The organism is Nonomuraea sp. NPDC048901, from assembly GCF_040649695.1.
GTDB lineage: Bacteria > Actinomycetota > Actinomycetes > Streptosporangiales > Streptosporangiaceae > Nonomuraea.
Window position 1 is genome coordinate 991,795 of record NZ_JBEZFW010000001.1, and the last position, 16,502, is coordinate 1,008,296.

At 69.8% G+C, this 16,502-nt stretch carries 13 protein-coding genes; 5 read left to right on the forward strand and 8 right to left on the reverse strand.

From position 1 onward, the window contains the following. Positions 1-128: 128 nt before the first annotated feature. Both AB0C30_RS04865 and AB0C30_RS04870 read left to right on the forward strand, forming a co-directional pair. Entirely contained in the window at positions 129-2,129 is a 2,001-nt protein-coding gene (locus tag AB0C30_RS04865) for a PhoX family phosphatase (protein WP_357939648.1), read from the forward strand. Positions 2,130-2,163: 34 nt separating this feature from the next. Further along, positions 2,164-4,041 (forward strand): ABC transporter ATP-binding protein, encoded by a 1,878-nt coding sequence (locus AB0C30_RS04870; protein WP_357939650.1) that lies wholly within the window; start codon positions 2,164-2,166, stop codon positions 4,039-4,041. Between the two features lie 47 nt (positions 4,042-4,088). On the opposite strand, the gene AB0C30_RS04875 is transcribed toward AB0C30_RS04870, so the two are convergent. Continuing rightward, entirely contained in the window at positions 4,089-5,516 is a 1,428-nt protein-coding gene (locus AB0C30_RS04875) for an MFS transporter (RefSeq protein ID WP_357939652.1), read from the reverse strand. Between the two features lie 69 nt (positions 5,517-5,585). Between AB0C30_RS04875 and AB0C30_RS04880 the strand changes: the two genes are divergently transcribed. Beyond that, complete coding sequence (locus AB0C30_RS04880) at positions 5,586-6,242, forward strand: TetR family transcriptional regulator (RefSeq protein ID WP_357939760.1); 657 nt, start codon at positions 5,586-5,588, stop codon at positions 6,240-6,242. Between the two features lie 10 nt (positions 6,243-6,252). After that, positions 6,253-7,002: a methylenetetrahydrofolate reductase gene (locus AB0C30_RS04885; protein ID WP_357939654.1), complete on the forward strand. Its 750-nt coding sequence runs from the start codon at positions 6,253-6,255 to the stop codon at positions 7,000-7,002. A 38-nt stretch (positions 7,003-7,040) separates the two neighbouring features. On the opposite strand, the gene AB0C30_RS04890 is transcribed toward AB0C30_RS04885, so the two are convergent. From AB0C30_RS04890 to AB0C30_RS04900, 3 genes are read right to left on the reverse strand one after another with little or no spacing between them, the layout of a single operon-like run. Beyond that, positions 7,041-8,468: an MFS transporter gene (locus AB0C30_RS04890; protein ID WP_357939656.1), complete on the reverse strand. Its 1,428-nt coding sequence runs from the start codon at positions 8,466-8,468 to the stop codon at positions 7,041-7,043. Positions 8,469-8,512: 44 nt separating this feature from the next. Further along, positions 8,513-9,175 (reverse strand): Crp/Fnr family transcriptional regulator, encoded by a 663-nt coding sequence (locus AB0C30_RS04895; RefSeq protein ID WP_357939658.1) that lies wholly within the window; start codon positions 9,173-9,175, stop codon positions 8,513-8,515. A gap of 32 nt (positions 9,176-9,207) precedes the next feature. After that, the gene (locus AB0C30_RS04900) at positions 9,208-11,226 is read right to left on the reverse strand and encodes an adenylate/guanylate cyclase domain-containing protein (protein WP_357939659.1); all 2,019 of its coding nucleotides are present in this window, start codon (positions 11,224-11,226) and stop codon (positions 9,208-9,210) included. A gap of 240 nt (positions 11,227-11,466) precedes the next feature. Here AB0C30_RS04900 and AB0C30_RS04905 point away from each other — a divergent pair, with 240 nt between their 5' ends. Next, entirely contained in the window at positions 11,467-12,318 is an 852-nt protein-coding gene (locus tag AB0C30_RS04905) for a hypothetical protein (protein ID WP_357939661.1), read from the forward strand. A gap of 85 nt (positions 12,319-12,403) precedes the next feature. On the opposite strand, the gene purL is transcribed toward AB0C30_RS04905, so the two are convergent. The 4 genes from purL to purS all read right to left on the reverse strand — a co-directional run bounded on the left by purL (position 12,404) and on the right by purS (position 16,323). Beyond that, positions 12,404-14,608 carry a phosphoribosylformylglycinamidine synthase subunit PurL gene (purL, locus tag AB0C30_RS04910; protein WP_357939762.1) on the reverse strand — a complete coding sequence of 735 codons (2,205 nt, stop codon included), beginning with the start codon at positions 14,606-14,608 and terminating at the stop codon, positions 12,404-12,406. A gap of 44 nt (positions 14,609-14,652) precedes the next feature. Continuing rightward, positions 14,653-15,330 (reverse strand): phosphoribosylformylglycinamidine synthase subunit PurQ, encoded by a 678-nt coding sequence (gene purQ, locus AB0C30_RS04915; protein WP_357939663.1) that lies wholly within the window; start codon positions 15,328-15,330, stop codon positions 14,653-14,655. A 138-nt stretch (positions 15,331-15,468) separates the two neighbouring features. After that, positions 15,469-15,855, reverse strand: a complete 387-nt coding sequence (locus tag AB0C30_RS04920) for an ATP-binding protein (protein WP_225301701.1) — start codon at positions 15,853-15,855, stop codon at positions 15,469-15,471. 222 nt (positions 15,856-16,077) lie between these two features. Continuing rightward, positions 16,078-16,323: a phosphoribosylformylglycinamidine synthase subunit PurS gene (purS, locus tag AB0C30_RS04925; protein WP_225301645.1), complete on the reverse strand. Its 246-nt coding sequence runs from the start codon at positions 16,321-16,323 to the stop codon at positions 16,078-16,080. Between the last annotated feature and the right edge of the window lie 179 nt (positions 16,324-16,502).

Consider the following 16,502-nt stretch of genomic DNA (forward strand, 5'->3'; position numbering starts at 1 on the left):
GGTCCTCGTTCACCTGCGGTTTCGATGGCGGTCGTAGCGTCCCCGCCGTAAGACAGCTCATTTTTGGAGGAACTGTGGCGAACCGGTTGCTACCGCTGCTTCCCGCGCATACATCTGGACGATCGGCGATGACCTGCCGGTTCCGCTGCGGCAACGCTTGTGCGCACGACGTGGCCAACACCAGTGACAACACCTACTTCGGCGACGTGGTCGCCGAGGCGATGTCCCGCCGGGGCATGCTCCGCGCCGGCGCCCTGGGCGCCCTGGCCGCCGGGGTCGTCGGGGTCGGCGTCGCCGGGGCCGTACCGGCTCTGGCCGACCCGACGGAGCCCCCGGAGGCCGAGCTCATGGGCCACTCCTCGGGCGGCATCCGCTTCACCCCCGTGCCCCCGAACAAGGAGGACGCGCTGACCGTCGCCGACGGCTACATCTCGGCCGTCGTCGCGCGCTGGGGCGACCCCGTGACGGCCGACGCGCCCGCGTTCGACTTCGACAAGCAGAGCCCCGAGGCGCAGGCCAAGCAGTTCGGGTACAACTGCGACTTCGTCACGCTCTTCCCGATGGGCGCCAACCGCGGGCTGCTCTGGGTGAACCACGAGTACACCAACGAGAACCTGATGTTCCGCGGCTACACCACCGGTGCCGCCGCCACCGAGGACCAGATCAAGATCGCGCTGGCCGCCCATGGCGGCTCGGTCGTCGAGATCGAGCGCGTCCGCGGCACCGGCCAGTGGAAGCTGGTCACCTCCGGCCGCAGGCGGTACAACCGGCGCGTCACCGCCCAGACGCCGATGCGCTTCAGCGGCCCGGCCGCGGGCAGCGACCTGCTCAAGACCGCGGCCGACCCGAAGGGCCGTACCCCCGTCGGCATGCTGAACAACTGCTCCGGCGGATCCACGCCGTGGGGCACCGTGCTGACGGCCGAGGAGAACATCGACCAGTACTTCGTCAACGGCGACAAGGTCCCGGCGGCGCAGCTGCCGTACATCTCCCGCTACACGATCACCACCGGCACCCCGTCGAGCAGCCGCCGCTTCGACCGCGTCGAGGAGCGCTTCGACCTGGCCAAGCACCCGAACGAGGCCAACAGGTTCGGCTGGGTCGTGGAGATCGACCCGTTCGACCCCGACTCGACGCCTGTCAAGCGGACCGCGCTGGGCCGCCTGAAGCACGAGGCCGCCAACACCACGCTGGCCCGCGACGGGCGCGTGGTCGTGTACATGGGCGACGACTCCCGCTTCGAGTACATCTACAAGTTCGTGTCAAAGAACCGTTTCATCCCCGGTAACGACCGGCACAACAGGGACCTGCTCGACGAGGGCACGCTCTATGTCGCCAAGTTCACCGGCGACAGCCCCGCCGCCGAGATCGACGGGTCGGGCAAGCTGCCCTCCGACGGCGCCTTCGACGGCTCCGGCCAGTGGATCCCGCTGGTCTCGGGCAGCAAGTCGTACGTGGACGGCATGACCGCCACCGAGGTGCTGGTCTACACCCGCGTCGCCGCCGACAAGGTGGGGGCGACCAAGATGGACCGCCCCGAGGACATGGAGCGCAACCCCGTCACCGGTGGCGTGTACGTGGCGCTGACCAACAACACCAACCGCACCGCGGTGCAGGTCGACGAGGCCAACCCGCGCCCGTCCAACAAGCACGGCCACGTGCTGGAGATCGTGGAGCGGCGCGACGACGCGGGGGAGAAGACGTTCGCCTGGTCGATCCCGCTGGTCTGCGGCGACCCGAACGACGCCGCGACCTACTTCGCCGGTTACGACAAGACGAAGGTCTCGCCGATCTCCTGCCCGGACAACGTGGCCTTCGACCGGGACGGCAACCTCTGGATCGCCACCGACGGCAACCAGCTCGGCAGCAACGACGGTATGTTCGTGATGCCCGTGCGGGGTAAGGAGCGCGGTCACCTGCGGCAGTTCCTCACGGTCCCGCTCGGCGCGGAGACCTGCGGCCCGATGGTCACCGAGGACCAGCGCAGCGTGTTCGTCGCGGTGCAGCATCCGGGTGAGCTGGACGGCGCCACCCCCGACAAGCCGGCCAGCCACTGGCCCGACGGTGACCAGCCGCGTCCGTCGGTCGCGGTCGTCTGGCACGAGAAGGGCCAGAAGATCGGCGCTTGACCTGAAGTTAAGTTGAGGTCCTAGGCTGCCATGCATGAGCATGGAAATGACCGCCTGGCATCAGCTGTATTCGATGAACAACCAGACGGAGCGTCGCCCACTGTCCAGGGCGACGCTCCGTCGCGTCGGGGCCTTCGCCCGGCCGCACCGGCGGCGGGTGGCGTACTTCCTGGTGCTGAGCGTGGTGATGGCGGCCCTGGCGGTGGTCTCGCCCGTCCTCGCGGGCCGGGTCGTCGACGCGATCGTCAAGGGTGAGACGTTCGGCATCGTGGCCGGTTTGGCGGGGTTGATCGCGGTTCTCGCCCTGGCGGAGGCCGGGCTCGGCCTGGTGACCAGATGGCTGTCGGCGGGGCTCGGCGAAGGACTCATCCTCGACCTGCGTACGGCGGTCTTCGACCACGTCCAGCGGATGCCGATCGCCTTCTTCACCAGGACCCGCACGGGCGCCCTGGTCAGCCGGTTGAACAACGACGTGATCGGCGCGCAGCGCGCCTTCACCGACACCCTGTCCAGCGTGGCGGGCAACATCGTGACGCTCGTACTGACCCTCATCGTGATGATCGGGATCTCCTGGCAGATCACGCTGCTCGCGCTGTTGCTGCTGCCGGTGTTCGTCCTGCCCGCGCGCCGGATGGGCACCAGGATCGCCCGGCTGCGGCGTGAGGCGGCCGACCACAACGCGGCCATGGGCACGCAGATGACCGAGCGCTTCTCCGCGCCCGGCGCGACGCTGGTGAAGCTGTTCGGCCGGCCCGCCCGCGAGTCGGCGGAGTTCGCCGCCCGGGCGAGGCGGGTGCGTGACATCGGCGTGCGCACGGCCATGACCCAGTCGGTCTTCGTCACCGCGCTCACCCTGGTGTCCGCGCTGGCCCTGGCCCTCGTGTACGGCCTCGGCGGCTTCTACGCCCTGCGTGACCAGCTCGACCCCGGCTCGGTCGTGGCCCTGGCCCTGCTGCTCACCCGCCTGTACACGCCGCTGACCGCCCTGGCCAGCGCCAGGGTGGACGTGATGAGCGCGCTGGTCAGCTTCGAGCGGGTCTTCGAGGTGCTCGATCTCGAACCGCTGATCAAGGAACGGCCGGGCGCGGTCAGCGTCCCCGACGGGCCGGTCTCCGTGGAGTTCGACGACGTGCATTTCGCCTACCCCGCGGCCGACAAGGTCTCGCTCGCCTCGCTGGAGGAGGTCGCCGTCCTCGACACGCGTGGCGGGGTCGAGGTGCTGCACGGCGTCTCCTTCACGGCCGAGCCGGGCCAGATGGTCGCCCTCGTCGGCTCCTCGGGCGCGGGCAAGTCGACGATCGCGCAGCTCCTGCCGAGGCTGTACGACGCCGACTCGGGGACTGTGAGGATCGGCGGCGTGGACGTACGCGACCTGACCGCCGACTCGATCCGCGACACGCTCGGCATGGTGACCCAGGACGGGCACCTGTTCCACGAGACGATCAGGGCCAACCTGCTGCTCGCCCGGCCCGAGGCCGATGAGGCGGAGCTCTGGGAGGTGCTCGGCCGGGCCCGGCTGGCCACGCTCATCGAGTCCCTGCCCGACGGTCTCGACACCGTGGTCGGGGAGCGCGGCTACCGGCTGTCGGGCGGCGAGCGCCAGCGGCTGACGATCGCCCGGCTGCTGCTGGCCCGGCCCAGGGTGGTGATCCTGGACGAGGCCACCGCGGCGCTCGACTCCACCTCGGAGGCGGCCGTGCAGGAGGCGCTGGGTGAGGCGCTGCAGGGCAGGACCGCCGTGGTGATCGCGCACCGCCTGTCCACGATCCGCGCCGCCGACGTCATCCTGGTGATCGAGGACGGGCGGGTGGTCGAGCGGGGTACGCACGCCGAGCTGCTCGCCGCTGGGGGCCGTTACGAGGAGCTGTACCGCACCCAGTTCGACGAGCCCGCCACCGCCGGGGTCGCGTGAGGGGTGCGGCCCGGTCGCGTGAGCGGGTGCGGGTGCGGCTCGGTCGCTCAGGCGGCGGTCGTCTGCTCCCGCCGCTCGGCTCGCGGCTGGTTCGCCTGGCTGTCACTCGTACGGCGGGTGCGCAGGGCGTACAGGCTGACCGGGATCGCCGTCAGCACGAGCACGGCCGCCAGCACCAGCGTGAACTGGTAGGCGTCGAGGAAGGCGGCCAGCGGCGGCCGGTCACTGGCGCTCTGCCTGGAGCTCAGGACCGCGCCCAGGACGGTGATGCCGAGCAGCCCGAACACCTCGCGCGACACGTTCAGCACCCCAGAGGCGACGCCCGACCTGCCCTGGGGCATGCCGGACAGGATCGCGGCGGTCAGGGGCACCAGGAGGCCGCCGCCCAGGCCGTACAGCAGGAACCAGGGGACCACGTCGCCGTACCCGCCGTCGGCGCCGATCCCGGAGATCATGAACAGGGCGCCGCCCATCAGCGCCATGCCGAGCGCGACGGTCGGGCCGATGCCCAGCCGCGCGCTGACCCGCTGCGACAGGATCGCCGTGACCGCCATGACCAGGGCCATCGGCACGAACGCGGCGCCGGCCTCGGAGGGGGAGAAGGCGAGCACGTTCTGCAGCCAGAGAGCGCTGAAGAAGTAGATGCCGAACACGCCGAACGACCAGATGCCCATGGTGATCAGGCCGCCGCTGAACATCCGCGCCCTGAACAGTGACAGGTCGATCATCGGCTCGGCGGACCGCGCCTCGATGAGCAGGAACGCCAGCGCCGCCGCGAGCGCCACACCGAAGGCGGCCAGGATCTCCGGCGAGGTCCATCCGGCGCCGTCGCCCTCGATCAGCCCGTAGGTGAGGGCGAACAGCGCGAGCGCCGAGGTGACCAGGCCCGGCAGGTCGAGGCCGCGCCGTACCCGGGTGAAGGCGGGACGGACGGCCCAGAGCGCGAGGCCGAGCGTGACCAGCCCGATCGGCACGTTGATCAGGTAGATCCAGCCCCAGTGCAGCCGCTCACTGATGAAGCCGCCGGTCACCGGGCCGAGCGCCATCGACAGCGCGCCGGAGGCGCTCCAGATGCCCACGGCCCGCCCGCGCTCGCCCGGGTCGGGGAAGATCTGCGTCAGCAGCGAGAGCGCCGTCGGCGTGAGCATGGCCGCGCCGAGACCCTGCACGGCGCGGGCGGCGATCAGCATGGTGCCGTCGGTGGCCAGCCCGGCGGCGAGGGACGACAGCGTGAAGATCACCAACCCCGTCGTGAACACCCGCCGGGCGCCGAACACGTCGGCCAGCCTGCCGCCTACCAGCATGAGCCCGGCGAACACCAGGATGTAGCCGCTCACGATCCACTCCAGACCGGAGATCGTCAGCCCGAGCTCCCGCTGGATCGTCGGCAGCGCGACATTCGCCAGGTTGTTGTCGAGGTAGGTCATGAAGGTCCCGAGCGTCACCGCGGTGAGCGCCCACCAGCGCCGGTCCATGTTCGTCTCCTATACGTCGTACTTGTACGTCGTATAGTGAACTTGTACGTCGTATAGTTGTCAACCGTGATGGGAAAACTGACCGCGGCGGCCATCGTCGAGCGGGCCCTGGAGATCGGTGACGCCGAAGGGCTCGACACCGTGACGATCAGGCGACTGGCGGCCGACCTGGGCGTGACGCCGATGGCCCTCTACTGGCACTTCAAGAACAAGGACCAGCTGCTCATCGGCATGGCGGACCACCTGATCCTGGGCTTCGGGATCAAGACCGAAGACGACGACCGCCCGTGGCCCGACCGGCTACGGGAGCTGGTCGAGGGCCTGATCAGGGTCCTGCGCGCCCACCCGTGCGCGAAGAGCGTGCTGGAGCAGGTGGACCAGGGCGCGGTGCCCAGCTTCCTGGCGGTCTGGGACCTGGCGCTCGGGCTGGCGCGGGCGGCGGGGTTCACCGTGGAAGAGTGCTGCCTGATCTCCAAATACCTGCTGCAGAGCGCCATCTCCATCGCCGACGCCCCGGTCCACTTCCGCTCCCGCCATACTTCGGAGGAGATCGCCGAGATCGTCCGGGTGAAGCGCCTGGGCCTGGAGTCCCTGCCGGCGGACCAATACCCGAACCTGGTGGAGATGGCGGGCCCGATGGTCGAGGGGATGGCGGCCGGCTTCTACGACTCGTTCGGCGTGGACCTGGTCATCAGCGGCGTGGAGGCTTTGGCGGCCAGACGTTAGGGTGCTCGGCATGACTTTCGAGCTGGTCTGCGAGATCGAGCCGCCCACCACGCCGGACCTGAAGCACGTCCGGCACCAGATCGGCACGATGAGCAAGATCGCCCACTCGTTCCTCATCCCTGACAACCACATCGGCCGGGCGACCGTGTCCAGCGTGGCCGTCGCGCACGAAGTCGAGGCGATGGGCGGGCGGAGCATCGCCTGCCTCAACTCCCGCGACCGCAACCTGCTCGGCTTCCAGCGCGACCTGCTGACGGCCGCGGCCTACGGGGTCGACCAGTTCCTGTTCGTCTACGGTGACAAGCCGGCGAGCGGCAACCGGACCAGCGACCTGACCGTCCGCTCGATGATCGAAGAGGCCAGGAACTTCGACGGCGGGTTCCGCGTCGGCGCGGCGGCCGGGCTGCGTCCCCTGCCCGCCTGGAAGCGCGCGGCCGACTTCCTGTTCCTCCAGGTCGGTTTCTCCCTGGAGGCACTGCTGCGCTGGCGCGAGGCCAACCAGGTCGACATGCCGGTCTACGCGGGGGTGATGGTGCTGGCCAGCGAGCGCCACGCCCGCACGTTGGCCGCGGCGATCCCCGACATCGCCATCCCCGACCGGCTGATCCACGCGGTGGCGGCCGACCGCATGGCGGGCGTGGACGCGGCCTGCGAGCAGGTCCTGGCCATCCGCGACTCGGGCGCCTTCGACGGCGTCCACCTGATCCCGGTCAGCCGCTACCGCGACGTGGAATCTCGGCTGGCCGCGGCTTTCCGCTGAGGCCGCTGCTGCGCTCCTGGGCGCCGGGAAGCCGACCATCACGTCTGTCGCGGCCGGGCCAGCGCCGCGAATAAGGCGCCCGTCAGGGCGACGGCGAACAGCATCGCGTACGTTCGCTCGAACCCGTGCATCACCTGCCCCACCGCCACCGGCGACAGCTTGGCCAGCGTCCCCGCGTACACCTGGGCCCGTTCGGCGGGCCCCACCGAGCCGGCCAGGACGCTCAGTGACAGGCCCACGCTGATCACGATCCCCATGTTCATGATCATCACCCGGAACCCGTTGACCACCCCCAGGCTGCCGCGAGGCAGCGCCCGCATGACCTGTGTGGTGTTGCCGGTCAGGAACGTGCCGCTCCCGCACCCGGCCACGAAGAGGCCGACCCCGATGATCCAGTACGGCGTGGCGGGGTCCGCGGTCAGCATCAGCGTGCCGAGCCCCACGGCGCTCATCAGCGCGCCGCCGATCGACACGGCATACGGGGAGATCTTCAGCGAGCCCGCCAGCGGTGAGGCCAGCGCCATGCCGACCGGCACCGGTAGCACGCTCAGCCCGGCCGTGAAGGCGTCCACGCCCCTGGCCGCCTGGAAGTACAGCGCCACGACCAGGATCAGCGCCGAGCGGGCCAGCGCGTTGCAGAACGAGGCCAGGTTGGCGAAGGCCAGCAGCCGCTCCCCGAACAGCCGCAGGTCGAGCACCGGATGCGCGGCCCGCCGCTCCACCAGCGCGATCACCGGCACCAGCACCGCGAACACCGCCACCCCCGTCAGCACGGCAGGGCTCGACAGCCCGGCGGAGCCCGCCTCAGACAGGGCGATGAGGATGGCCGAGAGCGCGGCGAACACCAGGGCGTTGCCCAGCGCGTCCACCGGTTCGCGGGGGCCCCGGGGCATCTTGCGCAGGATCACCGCGCCCCAGCCGAAGGCGATCAGGCCGGCCGGTACGTTCACCCAGAAGATCCACTGCCAGCCGGCCGTGTCCGCGATCAGCCCGCCCAGCGTCGGCCCGGCGAGCTGCGCCACGGAGAGGGTGCCGATGTAGACGCCCATGCCCTGGCTGAGCCGGTCGGGCGGGAACGCGTCAGTGATGATGACCGTGCCGTTGGCCAGGATCATCGCCGAGCCGACCGCCTGCAGCACGCGCATCGCGACCAGGAACCACACGCCCGGCGACAGCCCGGCCAGCAGCGAGGCGACGGTGAACAGCGCGAACCCGGCCAGGTAGATCTCCCGCCGCCCCAGCAGGTCGGCCACCCGGCCGAAGAACACCAGGCTCGCGGTGTTGACCAGCAGGAACGCCAGCAGGATCCAGCCGGACTCGAACGGGCTCGCGTGGAAGTGCCGAACCACGGCGGGTAGCGCGACGTTCAGGGTGCTGCCCGCGATGCCGATGAGGACGAGACCGAGGCTGGTGACCGAGCACACGCGCCAGGCGTAACGGAGGCGGTCGTCGTACGCGAGGGGCATGCGGTCCACTATGACGTACGACGTACGTCCGATTTGTCGGGGGGTTATCTGGCCCGCTTGCGCAACCCGTCAAGATCGTGGATCACCACGCGCCGCCGCCCGGTCTCGATCAGCCCGCGGTCCCGTAGCAGCCGCAGCGCCTTGCTGACGGCCTCGCGCGAGGCCCCGGTCCACCCGGCCAGCTCGTCCTGGGAGAGCGGCAGCGCGACGCGTACGCCGCTGTTGGTCTTCTCGCCGTAGCGCTCGGCCAGCTCGATCAGCCGGGTCGCCACCCGGCCCGTCGTGTCGAACGCCCCGTACTCGATCCGCTTCCGGTCCGCGTCGCGCAGCCGTCCCGTCACCAGCTGCATGAGCAGTACGGCGATGCGTCCGTGGGCCTGCAGGAACGCGGGAAAGTCGCGGACCACGATGCCCGCGATCGGCTCCAGCGCGGTGACCGTGGCCGACCGCGGTGAGCCGTCGATGGCCGACATCTCCCCGAGCAGCCCGCCCGGCCCGCGTACGGCCAGCACCACCTCGGTGCCGCTGCTCGTGTGCGACGAGACCTTCACCCGGCCCTCGGTCAGGACGAGCACCCAGTCGGAGGTGTCGCCCTCGCTCATCACGGTCGTCCCGCGCTCCCACCTGCGCGGGCGTCCCGCGGCGCGCATTTCCTCGACCTCGTCGGCTGTGAGCATGGAGAGGAACTCGCCGGGATCTGGGTTCATGCGCCGATTATGTCGGTACGGTCAGCGCCCTTCTAGGTCATTGCGGTCAGAACGTAGGCACCCACGAGTTCTTCCTTGCCCTTGAGGCTCAGCTTTCCGAGGGGGTTCACCGTGACGCCGGCTCCCAGTTGCCTGCGCGTCGTCTCGCCGATCACCACCGTGCCCGGCTCGGCGAGGGACTGCAGCCTGGCGGCCACGTTCACGCAGTCGCCCATCGCGTTGAAGCCGCGCAGCTCCGGGCTGCCGATGTTGCCGACCAGGGCGGGACCGGTGTTGACGCCGACCCGGAACGTCGGCCACGCTTCCGCGTCCTCCCGCCTCCAGGCGATCTCCTCGGCCACCTCGGAGGCAGCCTCCTGCATGGCCAGCGCGGCCCGGCAGGCCGCCCTGGCGTGGCCGTTCTGCGTGGCCGGGGCGTTGAACAGGGCCAGCAACGCGTCGCCGACGAACTGCACGATCGTGCCGCCGTTGGTCAGGATGCAGGGCACCGCGGCCGTGTGATAGCGGTTGAGCATCTCGACGATCTCGCCGGGCGTGACCCGCTCCGAGAACGTGGTGAAGCCCTTGAGGTCGGCGAAGAGCGCGGTCAGCTCCTTCATCTGACCGCCGAGCGCCGCCTGACCGGGGTCGGCGAGCAGGGCATTGGCCACGTCAGGCGACATGTACTGCCGGAAGAGCGTGTCGAGCTCCTGGTAGAGGCGGGCGTTCTCCAGCGAGATCGAGATCTGCCCGGCCAGGGTGGCGGCCAGCGCCTCGTCCTGCGCCGTGCGGCCGACCGGCACCTCGAGCACGCCCGCCAGGTTGCCCTTGACCGTCAGCGGGAAGGCGAACAGGTTGTCGCGTCTGATGGGGCCCTCTCCGGCGAACTCGTACGCGCGGGAGCCGATCTGCGTCTTGCCGTCGGCGACGAGGCCGATCCGCACGTCGCCGTACGCCTGACGGACGCGTTCGAGCGTGGTGGCCAGGAGGTCGCTCTCGGACTGGCGTACGCGGGTCTGGGCGCTCACCGCCACCAGGGCGCTCAGTCGCTCAGAGAGGTCACGCTCGCGGGCCAGTGCCTCGCCGGCCCGGTCGAGGACCGCAGCCTGCCCCTCGTTGAGCCGGAACTTGTCCGATAACCGGGTGGCCGCCAGCGATTCTCCGCGCCGTACGTGCTCGACCAGCTCTTCCAGGGCCTCGTCGTAGTGCAGCTGGATGCGGGCCACGGTCGCCGACAGCGCCACCGAGTCGAACAGGCCGCCGCTGGACCCCTCGCGCCTGAACTGGATGTAGGCGCTGTAGGCGACGAAGACGAAGGCCAGCGTCAGCAGGATGTGCCACTCCCACCAGGACAGGTGCCAGTTGAGCTGCGACATCCCGGCGATCATGGCCTCGGCGAGCAGCGCGTAGGCGGTGATCAGGCTGACCAGCATGGCCGACGGCCGCTGCCGGTGCAGCTGGAACATCATCACGCTGGCCGCGCCGTACAGGCCGAGGCCCGGCAGCGACAGCCACACGAGCCAGTTGACCGGCTCCTTGAGCGGGGGCTGGCTGAGCGGCGTCAGCCCCGGGATCAGCGAGGCGAGCCCCCAGAGGATCATGAATCCGAGGAGCACGCCCCGGATGAGGTGCTGGGATCTCATGACGGTCAGTGCCGCCCGCTCGCCCAGCGGGAACGCCGAGGCGAACGCGAACCCCGAGGCGATCGTCAGCCCGACCTGCTGCCCGAGGTCGAACCCTATGGATCCGGTGGGCAGGATGATCTGCGGAGTGGCCAGGCCGTGCAGGAAGAAGAAGCCGGCGCTGGCCAGGAACACCATCGAGACCAGGAAGAGCCGGGCGTCCTGCCGCTTCCGCGACGCCTCGCTGATCAGCGCGCCGAGCGCCACGTTGAGGCCGGCCACCGAGATGATCATCCAGAAGTGGCTGGAGTGGTGCTCCCACATGATGTTGAGGTGGCTCTGGGCCAGCAGCAGCCACAGGCCGAGCAGCGGCAGGACCAGATGGATGGCCCAGACGACCCCTCGCACCGGCTGCGTGGCAGGAGGGAGGTAGGGACTGGCGGTCGACAAGGTCATCCTCCGTGGAATGCGTGCGCCCCCGAACGGTCCCGATTATCCATCGTAGACAGGCCCGGCCACTGCGTCCTTTTACCCACAGCCGACTTTCATGACTGGTCAAGTAGCGTCACCGCTTTCTGTCCGGTTTGTCCTGTAATGAACCTGTTATGCGATTCCTGTCATCCGTTGGAACGGTTGAAACGTGAACCTCATGCTCAACCTGAGCAACACAGGTTCCTCGGAAGGAAAGCCGTGGCTATCAAGATTCGCGGTGCGCGCACGCTCACCCTCGCCACTGTTGGAGCGCTCGCCGCCTCGCTCCTCGCCGTTGGCGGAGTCGCCACCGCGTCGTCGGCTTCAGAGGTGTACGCGTGCGTGCACAAGAAGACCCGGTACGCCCGCATCGTCAACGCCACCACCCCCTGCCGGAAGACGGAGGTCCGGATGGTGATCGGCGGCGGCGGTCAGTCGACGACCACGATCACGGAGGGCACCAAGGGCGACACCGGCCCGCAGGGCCCGAAGGGTGACACGGGCCTCCAGGGCCGTCAGGGCTTCCCCGGCAAGAACGGCAAGGACGGCAAGGACGGTCTGCCCGGCAAGGACGGCAAGGACGGTCTGCCCGGCAAGAACGGGACCGACGGCAAGGACGGGCTCCCGGGCAAGAACGGCACCGACGGGGTCGATGGCAAGGACGGCAAGGACGGCCTTCCGGGCAAGGCCGGCGCCGACGGCAAGAACGGTCTCCCGGGCAAGGACGGCGCCGACGGCAAGGACGGCGCTGACGGTAAGAACGGCCTGCCGGGCAAGGACGGTAAGGATGGCAAGGACGGTGTAGACGGCAAGGGCATCACCTACACGACCTACACCCGCTCGAACGCCTTCAGCTCGGGCAGCGGCTCCGTCTCCTGCAACAGCGGCGACGTGGCGACCGGCGGCGGCTTCACCATCAGCGGCAACGGCAACGTCACCAGCAGCGCCCCCAGCGGCGGGTCTGGCTGGTCGGTCACCGCGGCCAAGAACGACACCAACAACAACCTGACCGGCGGCAACCACGGCGGCGTGAGCGGCACCGTCTACGTGGTCTGTCTCAAGAAGTCCTGACCCTCAAGAGGTCCTGACTCACCAGACTCTCTGACAAGCGAAGGCCGGTACGACAGCACCCCGTACCGGCCTTCGCGCTGAAACCTCAGCCGAACAGCGCCGGCAACGTGCCGGAGTGCGTCTCGCGCAGCTCCGCGACCGGCACCTCCAGCACCCCCTCCACCACCAGCGACGTGCCGCCGGTGGTGCCGAGGCCGTAGCAGGGCACCTCGTGGTCGGCGCAGAGCGCGGCGAACCGGTCGAACGCCTCCGGCCGGACCATCACCAGCGCACGGGCCGACGACTCGCTGAACAGGTCGGTGAACGCCTCGCCGCTCAGCGCCACCGTCGCCCCGATGCCCCGCGCCAGGCAGGACTCGGCCAGCGCGATGGCCAGGCCGCCGTCGGACAGGTCGTGGGAGCCCTCAAGGAGTCCTTGAGCGGCGGCCGCCACCAGCACGGTGGCCATGGCCTGCTCGGCCGCCAGGTCGGCCGCCGGCGGCAGGCCGCCGAGGTGGCCGTGGGCGACGTGCGCCCACTCCGACCCGCCGAACTCCTCCTTCGTCTCACCGAGCAGTGCGATGCGCAGGCCCTCGGCGACGAACCCGGTGGCGACCCGCTTGGCCACGTCGTCGATCACGCCGAGCACGCCCACGACCGGTGTCGGGTGGATCGGGGTCGAGCCGGTCTGGTTGTAGAAGGAGACGTTGCCGCCGGTCACCGGCACGCCGAGGGTCCGGCAGGCGTCGGCGAGCCCGCGTACGGCCTCGGCGAACTGCCACATGACCTCGGGGTCCTCCGGCGAGCCGAAGTTGAGGCAGTTGGTGACGGCCAGCGGCCGGGCACCGGTGACGGCGACGTTGCGGTAGGCCTCGGCCAGCGCGAGCTGGGCGCCCGCGTAGGGGTCGAGCCGCGCGTAGCGGCCGTTGCCGTCGGTGGCCAGGGCGATGCCCCGGGTCGTCGGCTCGGCGCCGGCCATGACCTCGGAGATGCGCAGCATCCCGGCGTCGGCGGGCTGGGCGAGCACGGTGTTGGAGCGGACGTAACGGTCGTACTGAGAGGTCACCCACTCCTTCGACGCCAGGTTCGGCGAGCCGAGCAGCTCCAGCAGCGTGGCGCGCAGGTCGGCGGGCCGGTCGAGACGGTCGGGGGTGTCGGCGTTGAGCGCGACCTGCCCGGCGGGCTCGTGGAAGGGCCGCTCGTAGACCGGGCCGTCGTCGGCCGCGGTGCCGGGCGGGATGTCGACGATCGTCTCGCCGTCCCAGGTCATCACCAGCCGGCCGGTGTCGGTCACCTCGCCGATCACGGTGGCCGGGACATCCCACTTCTCGCAGATCGCCATGAACGCCGCGATGTCCGACGGTCGGACGACGGCCATCATTCGCTCCTGCGACTCGCTCATCAGGATCTCCTCGGGCCTGAGCGAGGGGTCGCGGAGCGGGACCAGGTTGAGGTCGACGTGCATGCCGCCGGTGCCCTTGGCGGCCAGTTCGGTGGTCGCGCAGGAGACGCCGGCCGCGCCGAGGTCCTGGATGCCCACGACCACGTCGGCCGCGTAGAGCTCCAGGCAGCACTCGATGAGCAGCTTCTCCATGAACGGGTCGCCGACCTGTACGGCGGGCCGCTTGGCGTGCGACTCGTCCTCGAAGGTCGCCGAGGCGAGCACCGACGCGCCGCCGATGCCGTCGGGCCCGGTCGAGGCGCCGAACAGCACCACCTTGTTGCCCGGCCCCGGCGCGGTGGCCAGCTTGATCTGGTCCTTGCGCAGCAGGCCCACGCAGAGCGCGTTGACCAGCGGGTTGCCGATGTAGCAGGGGTCGAAGACGACCTCGCCGCCGATGTTGGGCAGGCCCAGGCAGTTGCCGTAGCTGCTGATGCCCTCGACCACGCCGGGCAGCACGCGCCGGGTGTCGTTCTGGTCGGCGCCGCCGAAGCGCAGCGCGTCCATGACCGCGATCGGGCGGGCGCCCATCGACATGATGTCGCGGACGATCCCGCCCACGCCGGTGGCGGCGCCCTGGTGCGGCTCGACGTAGGACGGGTGGTTGTGCGACTCGATCTTGAAGGTGGCGGCCCAGCCGTCGCCGATGTCGACGACGCCGGCGTTCTCGCCCATGCCGACGAGCAGTGCGTCGGACTTGGGGGCCTTCGTGGCGAACTGCCGCAGATGCACCTTGGACGACTTGTACGAGCAGTGCTCGGACCACATGACGCTGTAGATGGCCAGCTCGGAGCCCGTGGGACGACGGCCGAGGATCTCCTTGACCCGGTCGTACTCCTCCTGCTTCATCCCCAGCTCGGCGAACGGCATCGGCTCGGCAGGCGTTTCGACGGCCCGCTTGACGCTGTCGGTGCTCACGCGTTCACCAGCTTCTTGAGGATGGAGGTGAAGAAGCCGAGCCCGTCCGTGCTCGGCGCGCCGACGAGGTTTTCGACGGCGTGTTCGGGGTGCGGCATGATTCCGACCACGTTGCCGGCCTCGTTGCGGATGCCGGCGATGTCGTTGACGGAGCCGTTGGGGTTGCCGAGGTAGCGCACGACCACGCGGCCGTCGGCCTCGAGCGCGGCGATCGTCTCGGGGTCGGCGACGTAGCGGCCCTCGCCGTGCTTGATCGGCAGCACGATCTCCTGGCCGGCCGCGAAGGAGTTCGTCCAGGGCGTGCCGGTCGCCTCGACCCGGAGCCGCTGATCACGGCAGACGTAGTGCAGCGAGGCGTTGCGCGTCAGCGCGCCCGGCAGCAGGTGCGCCTCGCACAGGATCTGGAACCCGTTGCAGGTGCCGAGCACCGGCAGCCCCTCACGGGCGGCCGGGACGAGCTCCCGCATCAGCGGCGCGAACCGCGAGATGGCGCCGCACCGCAGGTAGTCGCCGTAGGAGAAGCCGCCGGGCAGGAAGACGGCGTCCACACCCTTGAGGTCGTGGTCGGCGTGCCACAGCGGAACCGCTTCCGCGCCGGACAGTCTGATCGCTCTGGCGGCGTCCTGATCGTCGAGAGTTCCTGGAAAGGTGACTACCCCCACGCGGGCGCTCATGTCTTGCGTTCCTCCAGCGTTCGTGGTGTGCACCGCCAAGGTTATCTGGTGCTCGACGATGCCTCCCAACAGCGTGTACGGCATGCCAAGAGGCGGGCCGCCGCGACGGCCCGCGAAGGGGTCAGATGAAGCGAACGGCTAGACCGCGGCCAGCTCGCGGGAGCGGCGGTTCGCCGTCTCCTCCCAGGCGAGGGTCTTGCGGAGGTGGACCGTGGTGCCGCGGCCGGGGGTGATGCCGAAGGAGATCTCGTCCACGACCGAGCGCATGATCAGCAGGCCACGGCCGTTCTCGGTGTCGGGGGGCGGAAAGTGCAGGGGCATCGAGGGCAGGCCGACCCCGTTGTCGACGACGCGTACGTCGCAGCGGCCGTAGCCGATCGAGGCCGTGACCTCATAGCGGTTGGCCGGGCCGCCATGGCGTACCGCGTTAGAGCACGCCTCGGAGACCGCGAGCAGCATGTCGGAGATGCACGCCTCGCTCACGTTGAGCGAACGCATCGCGTCCCCTAGCACTCGTCTGACCATCGGTATGCCGATCGCATCCCGAGGCAGCGCCAACGAGAACTCAATATCCACCGGACTCCTCCGGGCTCCGGAATGTCACCTGGAGTAGGTTTCCCCGTGAAATCGGGGCTAACCGCAAAATCACGTTGTTGTTATTTACTGTTGGCACGCCCGTGGCATTGTGGCATGCCGGAACCCGACTTTAGCCGCTCGCGGGTATTTCGATGCGTCAAATGTGCTGTTCTACTCTTCAACCCGCACGACGTAGTCCTCGATGACGGTGTTGGCCAGCAGCGTCTCGGCCATCTTTCGGACGTCCGCAAGTGCCGCCTCGTCGGCCGGACCGTCCAGTTCGACCTCGAAGCGCTTGCCCTGCCGGACGGCCGCGACGCCGGAGAAGCCCAGCCTGGGCAGCGCGCGGGCGATGGCCTGGCCCTGCGGGTCGAGAATCTCGGGCTTCAGCATGACGTCTACGATGACGCGCGCCACTGCGTTCCTCCTGGGTGCGGCGGGAGTTGGGAAAGCCAGCCTACCGGCGCGTGTGGCAGGCAACACAACGGGAACGGGGAGGGCATGGGGCTTGCGCTGAGGGCTGTGACGTCTGCCACCATGTCCCCAAACGCGTACGAACCACCACCACATGGTCCGACGCTCGAAAGGCTGGCCTA

Coding starts and splice junctions, on each gene's coding strand:
- AB0C30_RS04865 (WP_357939648.1), top strand. CDS start 129: ATGACCTGCCGGTTCCGCTGCGGCAACGCTTGTGCGCACGACGTGGCC.
- AB0C30_RS04870 (WP_357939650.1), top strand. CDS start 2,164: ATGAGCATGGAAATGACCGCCTGGCATCAGCTGTATTCGATGAACAAC.
- AB0C30_RS04875 (WP_357939652.1), bottom strand. CDS start 5,516: ATGGACCGGCGCTGGTGGGCGCTCACCGCGGTGACGCTCGGGACCTTC.
- AB0C30_RS04880 (WP_357939760.1), top strand. CDS start 5,586: ATGGGAAAACTGACCGCGGCGGCCATCGTCGAGCGGGCCCTGGAGATC.
- AB0C30_RS04885 (WP_357939654.1), top strand. CDS start 6,253: ATGACTTTCGAGCTGGTCTGCGAGATCGAGCCGCCCACCACGCCGGAC.
- AB0C30_RS04890 (WP_357939656.1), bottom strand. CDS start 8,468: ATGCCCCTCGCGTACGACGACCGCCTCCGTTACGCCTGGCGCGTGTGC.
- AB0C30_RS04895 (WP_357939658.1), bottom strand. CDS start 9,175: ATGAACCCAGATCCCGGCGAGTTCCTCTCCATGCTCACAGCCGACGAG.
- purL (WP_357939762.1), bottom strand. CDS start 14,608: ATGCCGTTCGCCGAGCTGGGGATGAAGCAGGAGGAGTACGACCGGGTC.
- purQ (WP_357939663.1), bottom strand. CDS start 15,330: ATGAGCGCCCGCGTGGGGGTAGTCACCTTTCCAGGAACTCTCGACGAT.
- AB0C30_RS04920 (WP_225301701.1), bottom strand. CDS start 15,855: ATGGTCAGACGAGTGCTAGGGGACGCGATGCGTTCGCTCAACGTGAGC.